This is a genomic window from Aeromonas sp. A35_P (assembly GCF_002259925.1).
Classification (GTDB): Bacteria; Pseudomonadota; Gammaproteobacteria; order Enterobacterales; family Aeromonadaceae; genus Aeromonas; species Aeromonas dhakensis.
Map to the genome: position 1 here is coordinate 13,157 of NZ_NEVB01000205.1, position 15,174 is coordinate 28,330.

15 protein-coding genes are annotated in these 15,174 nt (G+C 62.7%); all 15 read left to right on the forward strand.

Translation table 11 applies throughout. The features are described from left to right. Nucleotides 1-39: 39 nt before the first annotated feature. Nucleotides 40-2,619, forward strand: a complete 2,580-nt coding sequence (gene leuS / locus CAK78_RS14905; RefSeq protein WP_094697781.1) for a leucine--tRNA ligase — start codon at nt 40-42, stop codon at nt 2,617-2,619. Nucleotides 2,620-2,767: 148 nt separating this feature from the next. Next, nucleotides 2,768-3,250 carry an LPS-assembly lipoprotein LptE gene (locus tag CAK78_RS14910; protein WP_094697782.1) on the forward strand — a complete coding sequence of 161 codons (483 nt, stop codon included), beginning with the start codon at nt 2,768-2,770 and terminating at the stop codon, nt 3,248-3,250. A gap of 27 nt (nt 3,251-3,277) precedes the next feature. After that, complete coding sequence (gene holA / locus CAK78_RS14915) at nt 3,278-4,309, forward strand: DNA polymerase III subunit delta (RefSeq protein ID WP_094697783.1); 1,032 nt, start codon at nt 3,278-3,280, stop codon at nt 4,307-4,309. Between the two features lie 41 nt (nt 4,310-4,350). Further along, nucleotides 4,351-4,995 carry a nicotinate-nucleotide adenylyltransferase gene (gene nadD / locus CAK78_RS14920; RefSeq protein WP_094697791.1) on the forward strand — a complete coding sequence of 215 codons (645 nt, stop codon included), beginning with the start codon at nt 4,351-4,353 and terminating at the stop codon, nt 4,993-4,995. Nucleotides 4,996-5,179: 184 nt separating this feature from the next. Continuing rightward, nucleotides 5,180-5,521, forward strand: coding sequence for a ribosome silencing factor (gene rsfS / locus CAK78_RS14925; protein ID WP_005298244.1), 342 nt, complete (start codon nt 5,180-5,182; stop codon nt 5,519-5,521). 22 nt (nt 5,522-5,543) lie between these two features. Further along, nucleotides 5,544-6,011 carry a 23S rRNA (pseudouridine(1915)-N(3))-methyltransferase RlmH gene (gene rlmH / locus CAK78_RS14930; RefSeq protein WP_005298242.1) on the forward strand — a complete coding sequence of 156 codons (468 nt, stop codon included), beginning with the start codon at nt 5,544-5,546 and terminating at the stop codon, nt 6,009-6,011. A gap of 156 nt (nt 6,012-6,167) precedes the next feature. Next, nucleotides 6,168-8,084, forward strand: coding sequence for a penicillin-binding protein 2 (gene mrdA / locus CAK78_RS14935; RefSeq protein WP_094697784.1), 1,917 nt, complete (start codon nt 6,168-6,170; stop codon nt 8,082-8,084). Continuing rightward, on the forward strand, nt 8,077-9,180 hold the full coding sequence (rodA, locus tag CAK78_RS14940) for a rod shape-determining protein RodA (RefSeq protein WP_094697785.1): 1,104 nt from the start codon (nt 8,077-8,079) through the stop codon (nt 9,178-9,180). The genes mrdA and rodA overlap by 8 nt, the downstream gene beginning before the upstream one ends. Beyond that, complete coding sequence (gene mltB, locus CAK78_RS14945; protein ID WP_094697786.1) at nt 9,180-10,178, forward strand: lytic murein transglycosylase B; 999 nt, start codon at nt 9,180-9,182, stop codon at nt 10,176-10,178. Before rodA ends, mltB begins: the two co-directional genes overlap by 1 nt. Continuing rightward, entirely contained in the window at nt 10,120-11,070 is a 951-nt protein-coding gene (locus CAK78_RS14950) for a septal ring lytic transglycosylase RlpA family protein (protein WP_094697787.1), read from the forward strand. Before mltB ends, CAK78_RS14950 begins: the two co-directional genes overlap by 59 nt. Before the next feature lie 194 nt (nt 11,071-11,264). Beyond that, nucleotides 11,265-12,461: a D-alanyl-D-alanine carboxypeptidase family protein gene (locus tag CAK78_RS14955; RefSeq protein ID WP_094697788.1), complete on the forward strand. Its 1,197-nt coding sequence runs from the start codon at nt 11,265-11,267 to the stop codon at nt 12,459-12,461. A gap of 294 nt (nt 12,462-12,755) precedes the next feature. After that, nucleotides 12,756-13,019 (forward strand): DUF493 family protein YbeD, encoded by a 264-nt coding sequence (ybeD, locus tag CAK78_RS14960; protein ID WP_005298227.1) that lies wholly within the window; start codon nt 12,756-12,758, stop codon nt 13,017-13,019. A 95-nt stretch (nt 13,020-13,114) separates the two neighbouring features. Continuing rightward, the gene (gene lipB, locus CAK78_RS14965; protein ID WP_094697789.1) at nt 13,115-13,807 is read left to right on the forward strand and encodes a lipoyl(octanoyl) transferase LipB; all 693 of its coding nucleotides are present in this window, start codon (nt 13,115-13,117) and stop codon (nt 13,805-13,807) included. Beyond that, nucleotides 13,804-14,784: a lipoyl synthase gene (lipA, locus tag CAK78_RS14970; protein ID WP_094697790.1), complete on the forward strand. Its 981-nt coding sequence runs from the start codon at nt 13,804-13,806 to the stop codon at nt 14,782-14,784. Before lipB ends, lipA begins: the two co-directional genes overlap by 4 nt. 95 nt (nt 14,785-14,879) lie before the next feature. Beyond that, the coding region (locus CAK78_RS22995; protein WP_217900834.1) for a hypothetical protein at nt 14,880-15,174 on the forward strand (295 nt) is incomplete at its 3' end.

A 15,174-nucleotide genomic window follows, 5' to 3' on the forward strand; every position in this document is an offset into this window, starting at 1 on the left:
CTGATTTATCTATCCATTTCACAGATCCGGATGTCACCAATGCAAGAGCAATACGTTCCCCAATCCATAGAACCAGCAGTGCAAAAGCACTGGGATGCCAAGAAAACCTTCAAGGCGGTGGAGAAAGTAGACAAGGAAAAGTTCTACTGCCTCTCCATGTTCCCCTATCCGTCTGGTCGTCTACACATGGGGCACGTTCGCAACTACACCATAGGTGATGTGATCTCCCGTTATCAACGCCTCAATGGCAAGAACGTGCTGCAACCCATCGGTTGGGACGCCTTCGGCCTGCCAGCGGAAAACGCCGCCATCAAGAACAACACGGCGCCAGCGCCCTGGACCTACGAAAACATCGAATACATGAAGAACCAGCTGAAGATGCTGGGTCTGGGTTATGACTGGGATCGCGAGCTGGCTACCTGCAAGCCGGACTACTACCGCTGGGAGCAGTGGTTCTTCACCAAGCTCTACGAGAAGGGTCTGGTCTACAAGAAGACCTCCTCCGTCAACTGGTGCCCGAACGACATGACGGTGCTGGCCAACGAGCAGGTTGTCGACAACTGCTGCTGGCGCTGTGACACCCCGGTGGAGCAGAAAGAGATTCCCCAGTGGTTCATCAAGATCACCGACTACGCCGAAGAGCTGCTCAACGACATCGACAACCTCGAAGGCTGGCCTGAGATGGTCAAGACCATGCAGCGCAACTGGATTGGCCGCTCCGAAGGGGTCAACATCAGCTTCGCCATCGACGGTCAAACTGAACATCTCGAGGTCTACACCACCCGTCCGGACACCTTCATGGGCGTGACCTATGTCGGCATCGCCGCCGGCCACCCACTGGCGCTGCAGGCTGCCGAAAGCAATCCGGAGCTGGCCGCCTTTATCGAAGAGTGCAAGAACACCAAGGTGGCCGAAGCCGAGCTCGCCACCATGGAGAAAAAGGGCATGGCCACCGGCCTGTACGCCATTCACCCGCTGGATGGCCGCAAGGTGCCGGTCTGGGTCGCCAACTTCGTGCTGATGAACTACGGCACCGGCGCCGTAATGGCAGTACCGGGTCACGACCTGCGCGACCACGAATTCGCCACCAAGTACGGCCTCGAGATCAAGCCGGTCATCAAGCAGGCCGACGGTGAAGCGCCGAACGTGATCGAAGCCGCCTACGCCGAGAAGGGTGTGCTGTTCAACTCCGGCGAGTTCGACGGTCTCGACTTCCAGGCAGCTTTCGATGCCATCGCCAACAAGCTGGAAACCCTGGGCCACGGCAAGCGCACTGTCAACTACCGTCTGCGCGACTGGGGTGTCTCCCGTCAGCGCTACTGGGGCGCCCCCATCCCCATGCTGACCCTGGCTGACGGCACAGTAGTGCCGACGCCGGAAGACCAGCTGCCGGTACTGCTGCCGGAAGACGTGGTGATGGATGGCATCCAGAGCCCGATCAAGGCCGACGCCGAGTGGGCCAAGACCACCTACAACGGTCAGGAAGCATTCCGCGAGACCGATACCTTCGACACCTTCATGGAGTCCTCCTGGTACTACGCGCGCTACTGCTCCCCGGACTACGACAAGGGCATGCTGGATCCGGCTGCTGCCAACCACTGGCTGCCGGTGGACCAGTACATCGGCGGCATCGAGCACGCCTGTATGCACCTGCTCTACGCCCGCTTCTTCCACAAGCTGCTGCGTGATGCGGGCCTGGTGAACAGCGACGAGCCGTTCAAGCGCCTGCTCTGCCAGGGCATGGTGCTGGCTGACGCCTTCTACTACAAGGACGAGAAGGGCGGCAACGTCTGGGTCAGCCCGCTCGACGTCAAGGTTGAGCGCGACGACAAGGGCCGCATCACCAAGGCGGTCGACCTCGAAGGCCGTGAAGTGATGCACTCCGGCATGACCAAGATGTCCAAGTCCAAGAACAACGGCATCGACCCGCAGCTGATGGTGGAGCGTTACGGCGCCGATACCGTCCGTCTGTTCATGATGTTCGCCTCCCCGGCCGAGATGACCCTGGAGTGGTCCGACTCCGGCGTAGAGGGTGCCCAGCGCTTCCTGCGCCGCCTGTGGCGCATCACCTTCGAGCACGTCTCTGGTGGCGCCGTTGCCGCACTTGATCTGGCCGCCCTCACCAGCGACCAGAAAGCCGTGCGCCGCGAGCTGCACAAGACCATCGCCAAGGTGAGCGACGACGTGGGTCGCCGACAGACCTTCAACACCGCCATCGCCGCCATCATGGAGCTGATGAACAACCTGGCCAAGCTGGGCAGCGACGCTCAGGATCGCGCCCTGATGCAGGAAGCACTGGAAGCGGTGGTGGTCATGCTCTACCCCATCACCCCACACATCGGCTTCGAGCTGTGGAAGATGCTGGGCAAGGGCGACGACATCGATCACGCGGCCTGGCCGGTGGCCGACGAGGCCGCCATGGTCGAGACCGAGAAGCTGGTAGTGGTGCAGATCAACGGCAAGATGCGCGGCAAGCTGACCGTGCCGGCCGAGATAAGCCAGGCCGACGTCGAGAAGCTGGCCATGGCCGATGCCTCGGTACAGAAGTTCACCGACGGCCTGACCGTGCGCAAGGTGATCTATGTACCGGGCAAGCTGCTCAACATCGTAGCCAACTGATGCCATATCGCTTACTGGCAACCGGAGACCGGTTCGGGTCGACGCAACTGCGTCGCCAACGGAGCGGTTGCCAAGCGGTCACAGCAAACGGATGATAACGGCGGGCCCTGCGCCCGCCGCTCTTCACTTCATGCAAAGAGGATTTTCTATGGGCACCACCCTCACCCGCTGGATGGCCATACTGCTGACCGGTCTGCTGCTGCAGGCTTGCGGCTTCCAGATGCGCGGCACCGCCATCCCGCCCGAGTTGATGACCATGAAGGTGGTCGGTGACAACAAGAGCGACTTCTACCGGCTGGTCACCACCCGCCTCAAGGCCGCTGGCGTCGAACTCGCCGACAAGGAGGGCATTCCGGTGCTGACCCTGTCCGGCGTCGGCAGCACCAGTCAGGTCGCCTCCGTCGACGCCATCGGCCAGGCCCGTGAGTACGTGCTGGGCTACAACACCCAGTTCACCGTCTCCATGCCGGGCAAACCGACCCAGGTCTTCCCCATCGCCTTCAACCGCAGCTTCCTGAACAAGCCGGACGCGGCGCTCGCCTCCTCCCGCGAGCAGGAGCAGCTCGGCAAGGAGATGCAGGAGCAGGCCGCCAACCTGGTGATCCGCCAGCTCAGTCAGGTCAAATTCTGATGCGCCCATCCTGATGAGAGTGTGTTGATGAGAGTCTATCCCGAGCAGTTTGCGGATCATCTCAAGGCAGGGCTCAAGCCCTGCTATCTCATTTTTGGGGACGAGCCCTTGCTCAAGCTCGAGGCAATCGACGCCGTGCGCCAGGTGGCGCGCAAACAGGGCTTCGATGAGCGCCACAGCTTCGTGGTGGAACAGGGGCTGGACTGGAATCAGGTCTACGATGCCTGCCAGGCCATGAGCCTGTTCTCGGCCCGCCAGATCATCGAGCTGGAGCTGCCGGCCAAGGTCGACAAGGACTTGGCCGCCCGCATCAGCGAGATCGGCAAGCAGCTCCACCCCGACCTGCTGCTGGTACTGAGCGGCAATCGTCTCAACCAGACCCAGATGAAGGCAGCCTGGTTCGACAAGCTGAGCCAAAGCGGCACCTATGTGCCGGTCAACCACCCCGAGCCCCGCTTCTTCCCGCGCTGGATGAGCGCCCGCTTCCAGCGCTTCGGCCTCAAGGCGCTGCCGGATGCGGTCAACTTCATGTGCCACTCCTACGAGGGCAACCTGCTGGCCGCCAGCCAGGAGATCGAGAAGCTGACCCTGCTCTCGCCGCCCCAGCCCATCAGCGTCGCCTATCTGCAGGAGACCATCATCCGCCACGCCCACTTCACCCCGTTCCAGCTCATCGACACCCTGCTGGAAGGAAAGGTGAACCGGGCCCAGCGCATCCTGCTGGCCCTGCGCGCCGAAGGCACCGAGCCCGGCATGCTGGCCTGGTCTCTCTGTCGCGAGCTGGAGCTGCTCACCGAGCTGGCGCTGGCGGCCAGGGCCGGTCAGCCCCTGGTGGAGCATTTCAGCCGCCTGCGCATCTGGCAGAGCCGCCAGCAGCTTATTCAGCAGGCGCTGACCCGGCTCCCCTTTGCCAAGCTGCAGCAGTTGTGGCAGCTGATGGCCCGCCTCGACGACGCCCAGCGTCGCTTCGATACCGAGCAGGCCTGGCTGATGCTGCAGACCATCGCTCTCGGTTTTCGCGATGGCACCCCCTTGCCGCTGGCGGGATCTGACGCATGAGCCAGCCTGTCGACATTCCGGCCATCACCGGCGGGGAACCCATGCTGCAGCCGCCCATCGGCATCCTGGGGGGGACCTTCGATCCCATCCACATCGGTCACCTGCGCCCGGCCATCGAGGCCCGCGACGCCATTGGTCTGGCCGAAGTGCGCCTGCTGCCGAACCATATCCCGCCCCACCGCGCCAGCCCCTTTTGCTCGAGCGAGCAGCGTCTGGCCATGGTCGCCCTGGCGGCGGCGGAAAACCCGGGCTTCGTGGTGGATGAGCGGGAGCTCAAGCGCGATACCCCCTCCTGGACCATCGACACGCTGATCGAGCTGAGGAGCGAGCTGCCGGACACCCCGCTCTGCTTTCTGATGGGGATGGACTCCCTGCTGAGCCTACCGAGCTGGCACCGCTGGCAGGAGCTGCTCGACTACGCCCACCTGGTGGTGAGCACCCGTCCCGGCTGGCAGCCGGATTACCCGGCCGCAGTGGCCGCGCTGCTGGCCTGCCACCAGACCCGCGAAGTGGCGGATCTGCACCGGCTGCGCCACGGCCGCATCTGGCTGGCGGACAACCTGCCCATCGAGCTGTCTGCTACCCGGCTCAGAGAGCGCTTGGCTGCGGGGGCAGATCCCCGCTATCTGCTGCCGCCATCGGTGGCGGAGTACATCCGCCAGCAGGGGCTCTATCGACCGGCCTGAATCCGGTTGGTCGGGGTGGTTGTCCGGCGCGGATCGCGCACTATAGTGATCAACAGGGGGCCGTTTTCCGAGCGGGCACGGCCCCTGTTCCACTCCCCTTCACCGGACTGGGAAACGGGAGTGACCATGATATAATCCGCCGCCCTCACGCCGTGAAAGCGCGCCGGAATACAGGAGAGACTCATTGCAAGGCCAAGAACTGCATGCCTTTATCGTCGACAAGATCGATGACATGAAAGGCCGCGACATCATCACCCTCGATGTGCGCGGCAAATCCAGCATCACCGACACCATGATCATCTGCTCCGGCAACTCCAGCCGTCACGTCAGCGCCATCGCCCACCATCTGGCCAGCGAAGCTCGCCATGCCGGGCTCGATCTGCTGAGCGTGGAAGGCCAGCTCACCGGCGAGTGGGTGCTGGTGGATCTGGGCTCCGTCATCGTCCACGTGATGCAGGATGAGCATCGCGATTTCTATCAGCTGGAAAAACTCTGGAGCAACACCGCTCAGGTGAATGCGCAATAAACGAGCACAAGTGTAACGACCGATGAAAATCCAGTTGATTGCGGTGGGCACCAAGATGCCCGCCTGGGTAGAGCATGGCTTCGAAGAGTATCGCCGCCGTTTCCCCAAAGACATGCCATTCGAACTTGTCGAGATCGGCGCCGGAAAACGTGGTAAAAATGCCGACATTCCCCGCATTCTGCAAAAAGAGGGGGAAGCCATGCTGGCTGCCGCCGGCCGTTCGCGCATCGTGACCCTGGACATCCCCGGCAAACCCTGGACTACCGAGCAGCTGGCCGTGCAACTGGAAGCCTGGAAGCTCGATGGCCGGGACGTGGCCCTGCTGGTGGGCGGCCCGGAAGGGCTCTCCCCCGAGTGCAAGGCTGCCGCCGAGCAGAGCTGGTCGCTGTCGCCGCTGACCCTGCCCCATCCGCTGGTGCGGGTGCTGGTGGCCGAGAGCCTCTATCGCGCCTGGAGCATCACAACCAATCATCCGTATCACAGAGAGTGAACCATGCGTTATTCCAGCATCACCCTCACATACCCGTATCACAGAGAGTGAGCCATGCACTATCCAAGCATTCCCCTCTCAAACCCGAATCACAGAGCGTGAGCATGCACATCTGCACCCCGTTTCTCATCTGCTCGACAGTCATAAGGTAGCGGCATGCTGAAGAATCGCATCGAGATGCGCGACCACAGCGCCGAGGGTCGCCTCTTCTTCCGACGAACCCTGGTCGCCTACGTTGGCATGATAGTGCTGATGCTGGTGCTGCTGGGCAATCTCTACTACCTGCAAGTGGAGTCTTACGACACCTACCAGACCCGTTCCAATGACAACCGCATCCGGGTGGTGCCGGTGGCGCCGCCGCGCGGCCTCATCTATGACACCAACGGCGTGCTGCTGGCGGAAAACCGCCCTGTCTACAGCCTGGAAATCGTGCCGGAAGAGACCAAGGATCTGGAGAAGACCGCTGACGCGCTGATCACCCTGCTGAAGCTGCCGGAGGGGACCAAGGAGAAGTTCCTGGCCGAGGTGAAACGCCAGCGTCGCTTCAAACCGGTGGCCCTGTACGAGAAGCTGACCGAGTATCAGGTCGCCCTCTTCTCGGTCAACCAGCACAACTACCCGGGTGCCAGCATCGAGGCCTACCTCAAGCGCTACTACCCGTTTGGCGACACCCTGACCCATGCGCTGGGTTACGTGGCCAAGATCAACACCCGCGATGTGGAGCGCCTCGACAAGGAGGACAAGCTCGCCAACTATACCGCCACCAAGGACATCGGCAAGCAGGGGGTGGAGAAATACTACGAGGATCAGCTGCACGGCGTGGCGGGCTACCAGGAGGTCGAGGTCAACAACCGCGGCCGGGTGGTCCGTACCCTCAAGTTCCAGCCGCCCGAGCCCGGCAAGGACATCTACCTCAACATCGATATCCGCCTGCAGCTCAAGGCTCAGCAACTGCTGGCCGGCCGCCGCGGCGCCATCGTGATGATGGATCCCAATACCGGCGCCCTCCTGGCCATGGAGTCGAGCCCGAGCTATGACCCCAACCTGTTCGTGACCGGCATCTCCAGCGCCAACTACTCGGCGCTGCTCAACGATCCGGCCAGGCCGCTGGTGAACCGCACCACCCAGGGCATCTATGCCCCCGCCTCCACCGTCAAGCCCATGATGGCGGTGATGGGGCTCAACGAGGGGGCCATCACCCCCAACTACCGCTACTTCGGCGGCCCCAGCTTCTCCATCCCCGGCACCACCAAGAAGTTCCGCGACTGGCGCCGCTGGGGCCACGGCTGGCTAGACGTCTATCGCGCCATCGAGGTGTCGGCGGATACCTACTTCTACGATCTCGCCTACCGGGTCGGCATCGACAAGATCAACAGCTACATGACCAAGTTCGGCTTCGGTCAATACAGCGGTGTAGACATCTACGAAGAGACCAAGGGGGTCATGCCATCCCGCGACTGGAAGATGGCCCGCTGGCGCCAGCCCTGGTATCAGGGTGACACCATCTCCATCGGCATCGGCCAAGGCTACTGGAGCGCCACCCCGATCCAGCTCGCCAAAGCCATCAGCATCCTGACCCAGAACGGCCACGACGTGACACCACACCTGCTCAAGAGCACCGCCTCCATCGATGGCGTGGTCAACGCCCCCATCAACCCCAACATGGCCATCCAGACCAAGAGCGACAGCTACTGGCAGGTGGCCAAGGACGGCATGTGGCGGGTCATCAACGGCCACGAAGGGACCGGCCGGCGCGCCTTTGCCAACACCCCCTACAAGGCGGCGGGCAAGTCAGGCACCGCCCAGGTGGTGGGACTGAAGGAGAACCAGGTCTACAACGCGGCCACCACCAAGGTGGAACACCGCGACAATGCCCTGTTCGTCTCGTTCGCCCCGTTCGAAGCACCCAAGGCGGTAGTCGCCCTGGTGCTGGAGAACGCCGGGGGCGGCAGTTCCATGGCGGCACCGGTCGCCCGCAACATGCTGGACGCCTACCTGCTGCCGCCGGAGCCGCAACTGCCGCCGGCGCCGGTCAAGAAGCCCCAATCCGAAGAGGTTGCCTCTCATGAGTAACTCCGCTCGCCAGCAGAGCATCTGGTACAAGCTGCATATCGACCTGCCGCTGCTGCTCGGCCTGCTGACCCTGATGTCCCTCTCCATGGTGGTGCTCTACTCCGCCTCCGGTCAGGACGTCGACGCCATCGTGCGCCAGCTGGTGCGCGGTGGACTGGCGTTCGCCCTGATGATCGGCATGGCCCAGCTGCCACCCTCCCTCTATGCCCGCTGGTCGGTGCCCCTGTTTGCTGTGGTGGTGCTGCTGCTCATCGCGGTGGACGTGTTCGGCCACATCGGCAAGGGGGCCCAGCGCTGGCTGGACCTCGGCTTCATGAAGTTCCAGCCCTCCGAGGTGATGAAGCTCTCCATGCCCATCATGGTGGCCGCCTGGCTCAGCCGTCATTCGCTGCCGCCCAAGTTCAGCCACCTGGTGCTGAGCCTCATCATGGTGCTGCTGCCCACCCTGCTGATCGCGGCCCAGCCTGACCTTGGCACCTCCATCCTGGTAGCCGCCTCCGGCTTCTTCGTCATCTTCCTGGCGGGGATCAGCTGGTGGCTTATCGGCCTCGCGGTGCCGCTCATCTGCGCCTTCATGCCGGTTCTCTGGTTCTTCCTGATGCACGACTACCAGCGCCAGCGGGTGCTGATGCTGCTGGACCCGGAGAAGGACCCGCTCGGCCGCGGCTACCACATCATCCAGTCCAAGATAGCGATCGGCTCCGGCGGCGTGTTCGGCAAGGGCTGGCTGCAGGGCACCCAGTCCCAGCTCGAGTTCCTGCCCGAGCGCCACACCGACTTTATCTTCGCGGTGTTCAGCGAGGAGTTCGGCCTGGTGGGGGTAGCCCTCCTGCTGGTGATCTACCTCTACATCATCAGCCGCTGCCTGTTTATCTCCATGCAGGCCCAGAACAGCTTCGAGCGCCTGCTGGGCGGTGCCCTGACCCTCACCTTCTTCGTCTATGTGTTCGTCAACATGGGGATGGTGAGCGGCATCCTGCCCGTGGTGGGGGTCCCCCTGCCGCTGGTGAGCTACGGCGGCACCTCCATGGTGACCCTGATGGCCGGCTTCGGCATCCTGATGTCCATCCAGACCCACAGAAGGCTGCTGGCCTGATGCGACTGGCCGGTTTGCTGCTCTCGCTCGTTGCCCTCACCGCAACGGCGGCTGTCGAGCCCCCAGGGCTCGCCCGGCTCGCCGAGCAGCAACAAGTGCCACTGGCCGAGTTGCAGGCCGCCACGGCCCAGGCCAGCCTGCGCCAGGAGGTGCTCGACACCATCAGCCGCCCCTGGGAGGCCAAACCCTGGCACCGCTACCGGCCACTGTTCATCACCCCGGAGCGGATCCGGGATGGTGTCGACTTCTGGCAACGCCACGCCGCCACCTTGAAGCGGGCCGAACAAACCTACCAGGTGCCGGCGTCGATCATCGTCGCCATCATCGGCATCGAGACCTTCTACGGCCGCCAGATGGGCCGCCATCCGGTGCTGGACAGCCTCTATACCCTGGGCTTCCACTACCCGGAGCGGGCAGATTTCTTCGCCAAGGAGTTTGCCCAGCTGGTGCTGCTTGCCCGGGAAGAGAAGTGGCCACTCACCCTTCTCAAGGGCTCCTATGCCGGCGCCATGGGCATGGGTCAGTTCATGCCCTCCAGCTATCGCCACTACGCGGTCGACTTCGACGGCGACGGCAAGCGCGATCTGTTCGCCAATCCGGTGGATGCCATCGGCAGCGTTGCCCACTATTTTGCCGAGCACCAGTGGCGCTGGGGGGAGTCACCGGTCGAACCCGCCTTGATCGGGCTGGCGCCAGTGGGTACTCTGCTGGGGCCTGCCCCCGAGCTGACCCAGACCTGGGCCGAGCTGGCCGCCGCGGGCATTGAACTCGCCACCCCGCTGGCACCCGACACGCCGGTGAAACTACTGGCATTGGAACAGGCCGATGGACCGGAATACTGGGTCGCGCGCCACAATTTTTACGTGATCACCCGCTATAACCGCAGCCCGCTCTATGCGATGGCGGTGCATCAACTCAGTCAAGCAATCCAGGACGCGTATGCATTACAGCCACAAACTTCTCCCGCTCAGCCTGACCTTGTTGCTGGCCGCCTGTAGCAGCCAGCCGGAGCAGCTTCCCCCGCCTCCCGAACCGATCCAGCCGGAAAAACCCCAGGTCATCGAGATCCCGCAGGCCACCGGCGCCATCCCGCGCCCCGAACCCCTGAGCGCCAGCGGCAACCGGGATTACTGGATAGGCAAGCAGAAGAACGAGGTGTGGCGCGACATCAAGCACTACAGCGAAGAGGGCACTGCCAGCTGGCTGGCGCAGGATCTGGACGGCCAGAAGACCGCCAACGGCGACGTGCAGGACAGCAAGCTGTTCAGCGCCGCCCACCGCAACCTGCCGCTGCCAAGCTATGTGCGGGTCACCAACCTGGACAACGGGCAGGAGACCATAGTGCGGGTCAACGATCGCGGCCCCTTCGGCAGCGATCGGCTGATCGATCTCTCCCATGCCGCCGCCAAGCAGCTGGGGATGGTGGAAGGGGGCGAGGCGCGGGTGCGGCTCGAGCTCATCAACGACACCCCGGATCAGATGGTGCTCATGGCCCCCATGAAACCCATCGAGATGACGCCGACCACGCCGACTACCGCGGCCCCCGCCGCTCAGGACGGCTTCGTCGGCCAGCCCACCGAACTGGCCATGGCCACACCGGCCGTCGCCGAACCGGCCCCCGTCAAGGCGGCGGTCACCAAACCAGCCAAGGCGGCGGCACCCGCCAGCAGCGGCGAGGGCAAAATGATCCAGGTGCTGGCCAGCGGCTCGCAGGCACGGGCGGAGGCGATGGGCAAGGTGATGACCCAGCGTCACGGCCTGCCCTATCGGGTGGACGCCCATGGTGCCATCTTCCGGGTGCTGATCGGCCCCGTGCCTGCCGACCAGCAGGCCGCCACCCTGGAGAAAGTGCGCCAGGGGGGGCTGGAGCAAGCCTTCATCGTCCCCTGAGCGCCTTAGGCTCAAGCTGACCGAACCGCCCTCTGTGGCCCGCCATCACGTCGTTTCCCGGCGTGATGGCGGCTACGGACGGAGAAAAAACCAGACCAGAAGGCACGTCGGGCTTTGACCGACGGTCGCTTCTGGTATAGTGAAGCCCGCATTTTTAACTTGGGTTACCCCAACCAGGCACCAGGAATTTCAAGATGTCCAAATTTGCCCGTTCAGTTATTCTGGCCTCCCTGATAAGCGCCACCGCCCAGGCCAACACGCCTGTACCGACCCCGACGCCGAACACCAACCCCGTGGTGGTTCCCGCCGCGCCGGAGATCTCCGCCAAAGCCCACATCCTGATCGACTACTACTCCGGTCAGGTACTGGCCGAGCAGAACGCCGAAGAGCGTCTGCCGCCCGCCAGCCTGACCAAGATGATGACCTCCTACATCATCGGCCAGGAGCTGCTGAAGGGGAACATCAAGCGCACCGACATGGTGACCATCAGCCAGAACGCCTGGTCCAAGAACTACTCCGACTCCTCCAAGATGTTCATCGAGGTGGGCAAGCAGGTCTCCGTCGATGACCTGAACAAGGGCATCATCATTCAGTCCGGCAACGACGCCTGCGTCGCCATGGCCGAATTCCTGGCGGGCAGCACCGACTCCTTCGCCAGCCTGATGAACAGCTGGGCCGCCAAGCTCGGCATGAACGACAGCCACTTCATGAACCCGCACGGTCTGGATGCGGAAGGTCACTACAGTACCGCTCACGACATGGCGCGCCTGGGCCAGGCCCTGATCCGCGACCTGCCGGAGGAGTACAAGATCTACGCCCAGAAATCCTTCGTGTTCAACGGCATCACCCAGCACAACCGCAACCGCCTGCTGTGGGATCAGTCCCTGCAGGTTGACGGCATCAAGACCGGCCACGTCAGCCAGGTCGGCTACAACCTGGTCTCCTCCTCCACCAACAACGAAGGCATGCGCCTGATCGCCGTGGTGCTGGGCGCCAGCAGCGAAGCCTCCCGCGCCGCCGAGAGCAAGAAGCTGCTCACCTACGGCTTCCGCTTCTTCCAGAGCCTGACCCCATACAAGGCGGGCACCGAGCTGGTGACCCAGAAGATCTGGATGGGCGACAAGCCTGAAGTGAAGCTGGGCGTCGACAAGGACGTCTCCGTGCTGGTCACCCGTGGCCAGGGCAACAACCTCAAGGCGGACTTCCAGCTCGAAAGCGAACTGAAGGCACCGCTGGCCAAGGGTCAACGGGTCGGCACCGTGTTCCTCAAGCAAGGGGACAAGGAGATCAAGCAGGTACCGCTGGTCGCCCTGGAAGAGGTGCAAGAGGGTGGCCTGATGAGCCGTCTGTGGGACTACCTGGTGATGCTGGTCTCCAGCTGGTTCAAGTAATCCACACGCAGGATCCCGACCAAACAGCGGCGCCAACAGGCGCCGCTGCTGTCTTTTTGGGGTCGGGCCAGTCAATAACCCTGTAAACTGCAGGTTCCGCAGACTGACGATTTGTGGTAAAAAGCAGCACCTCCATCCCTTGTCTGCCGGTCCGGCCTTGATCCCGGCCCGGGCAATGCCCATATACACTTGAGCAGTGCCCCGCCCAGACGGGGGCATGGCGGCCCCGAGGGGCCAACGGCCATTAGCCACAAGCAAGAAAGTCGTCTCGCGACGACCGCAAAAGGTGAGTAAATGAATACCAAGTTTGATGAACTGCTGGAGTTCCCCTGCAAGTTCCCGTTCAAGGTGCTCGGCGTTGCCGACCCGGCCCTGCCGGACATGGTGGTGGAAGTGCTGCAGCAGCACGCCCCCGGCACCTACAGCCCGACCGTCCAGCCCAGCTCCAAGGGCAACTACCACTCGGTCCGGGTCACTGTGACTGCCCAGAGCAAAGAACATATCGAAGCCATGTATACCGCCCTCGGCAACATAGAACTGGTTCGCTACGTCCTGTAAGTCGCCTCTTTCGCCCCGCCACCGGGGCGACTGATTATTTGCCGCCGGCGACCAGCGCCGTGCCGGCCGACCCAAGCGCCTGTCAGTGAGGAAAGATGTCACCCCAAACTCCCGCCGAGTCATCACAGTCCGCCAGCCTGCTGCTGGTGAGACAGCTGGGCCGTCGTCCCTACCAGCCGGTATGGGATGCCATGAAGGCTTTCACCGACAGCCGTACCCCCGACACCCCGGACGAGTTCTGGGTGGTGGAGCATGACCCCGTCTATACCCAGGGCCAGGCCGGCAAGGCCGAACACCTGCTCGCCCCCGGCGACATCCCGGTGGTGCAGAGCGATCGCGGTGGCCAGGTGACCTATCACGGCCCGGGCCAGCTGGTGCTCTACGTGCTGGTGGACGTGCGCCGCAGCAAGCTGACGGTACGCGAGCTGGTGACCTGCCTGGAGACCGCCATCATCAATACCCTGGCCAGGAGCGGGATTGAGGCTTATGCCAAACCCGATGCCCCCGGCGTCTACGTGAAGAACGAGCTCGGCATGGAGGCTAAACTGGCCTCCCTTGGCCTGCGCATTCGCAAGGGCTGCTCGTTCCACGGGCTGGCCCTCAACATCAACATGGACATGACCCCCTTCCTGCGCATCAACCCGTGCGGTTATGCGGGCATGGCCATGACCCAGACCAGCGCCCTGGGCGGCCCACAGAGCGTGGCCGAGGCGCAATCCATCCTGGTGGCCGAACTGGCCCGCCTGATTGGTTATCAAACAATAACAAACACCGAGAGTGAATCATGAGCAAACCCGTTCGTATGGAGCCGGGCGTCAAGCTGCGCGATGGCGACAAGATGGCCCTGATCCCGGTGAAATTCATGCCGGATCCCAACGAGGAAGTGCTGCGCAAGCCTGACTGGATGCGGATCAAGCTGCCACCGTCGAGCCAGAAGATCGAGCACATCAAGAGCACCCTGCGCAAGAACAAGCTGCACTCGGTGTGTGAAGAGGCCTCCTGCCCCAACCTGGCAGAGTGCTTCAACCACGGCACCGCCACCTTCATGATCATGGGCGCCATCTGCACCCGTCGCTGCCCCTTCTGTGACGTGGCCCACGGCCGCCCGCTGGCACTCGACCCGGAAGAGCCGAAGAAGCTGGCGCTGACCATCAAGGAGATGGGGCTGAAATACGTGGTGATCACCTCGGTGGACCGCGATGACCTGCGCGACGGCGGTGCCCAGCACTTCGCCGACTGCATCAAGCAGATCCGCGAGCACAGCCCGCAGACCCGTATCGAGATCCTGACCCCAGACTTCCGCGGCCGGATGGAGCAGGCGCTGGAGGTGTTCCGCGAGACCCCGCCGGACGTCTTCAACCACAACCTGGAAACCGCCCCGCGCATGTACCGGGTCGCCCGCCCGGGTGCCGACTACAAGTGGTCGCTGGAGCTGCTGCGCCGCATCAAGGAGATGCACCCCCATGTGCCGACCAAATCCGGCGTCATGATGGGTCTGGGCGAAACCAACGAAGAGATAGTCCAGGTGCTCAAGGACCTGCGCGAGCACGGCGTCAACATGCTGACCCTGGGTCAGTACCTGCAGCCGAGCCGCCACCACCTGCCGGTGAAGCGCTACGTGCCGCCCGCAGAGTTCGACGAGCTCAAGGACGTGGCCATGGAGCTCGGCTTCAGCCACGCCGCCTGCGGTCCCTTCGTGCGATCCTCCTACCACGCGGATCTGCAGGCCAAGGGGGAAGAGGTTGTGGGTTACAAGGCTAAATAGTACTCTACATCGGTAAATGGGATTAACACTGATGTTTTGTACTGTGAGGTTCAGAAATGGCAGCAAGAAGGATACCCAAGATCAAAGAATTTCCCATGGATGGGAAATTCTGGCGTGTTGATTGGAAAGGAGCTGTGCTCCCAAATCCTGACGTCACTACTGAGCCTCTTTTCCAAATCGTACTCAGTCCGTTCCTTGATAACCCCTTTAAAATGCGAGGAGACAAGCGAGCATCGGTTAGCCAAACTGATGTAGAACATCAGATAGTTGTTAACATAGGTATTGGACAGTTGCCATTGATTGCCACTGGCTCTATATGGATGAATGGTATATGTCAGGATATTCTAGCGGGAAAATATGAAGCAATAAATAATCTGCTAATTTCACCAC

What these genes read in the sequence shown, in the direction of transcription:
- holA (WP_094697783.1), top strand. Translation starts at nt 3,278, where the DNA reads ATGAGAGTCTATCCCGAGCAGTTTGCGGATCATCTCAAGGCAGGGCTC.
- lipB (WP_094697789.1), top strand. Translation starts at nt 13,115, where the DNA reads ATGTCACCCCAAACTCCCGCCGAGTCATCACAGTCCGCCAGCCTGCTG.
- rlmH (WP_005298242.1), top strand. Translation starts at nt 5,544, where the DNA reads ATGAAAATCCAGTTGATTGCGGTGGGCACCAAGATGCCCGCCTGGGTA.
- CAK78_RS14950 (WP_094697787.1), top strand. Translation starts at nt 10,120, where the DNA reads ATGCATTACAGCCACAAACTTCTCCCGCTCAGCCTGACCTTGTTGCTG.
- rodA (WP_094697785.1), top strand. Translation starts at nt 8,077, where the DNA reads ATGAGTAACTCCGCTCGCCAGCAGAGCATCTGGTACAAGCTGCATATC.
- mrdA (WP_094697784.1), top strand. Translation starts at nt 6,168, where the DNA reads ATGCTGAAGAATCGCATCGAGATGCGCGACCACAGCGCCGAGGGTCGC.
- CAK78_RS14955 (WP_094697788.1), top strand. Translation starts at nt 11,265, where the DNA reads ATGTCCAAATTTGCCCGTTCAGTTATTCTGGCCTCCCTGATAAGCGCC.
- CAK78_RS14910 (WP_094697782.1), top strand. Translation starts at nt 2,768, where the DNA reads ATGGGCACCACCCTCACCCGCTGGATGGCCATACTGCTGACCGGTCTG.
- leuS (WP_094697781.1), top strand. Translation starts at nt 40, where the DNA reads ATGCAAGAGCAATACGTTCCCCAATCCATAGAACCAGCAGTGCAAAAG.
- ybeD (WP_005298227.1), top strand. Translation starts at nt 12,756, where the DNA reads ATGAATACCAAGTTTGATGAACTGCTGGAGTTCCCCTGCAAGTTCCCG.
- mltB (WP_094697786.1), top strand. Translation starts at nt 9,180, where the DNA reads ATGCGACTGGCCGGTTTGCTGCTCTCGCTCGTTGCCCTCACCGCAACG.
- nadD (WP_094697791.1), top strand. Translation starts at nt 4,351, where the DNA reads ATGCTGCAGCCGCCCATCGGCATCCTGGGGGGGACCTTCGATCCCATC.
- lipA (WP_094697790.1), top strand. Translation starts at nt 13,804, where the DNA reads ATGAGCAAACCCGTTCGTATGGAGCCGGGCGTCAAGCTGCGCGATGGC.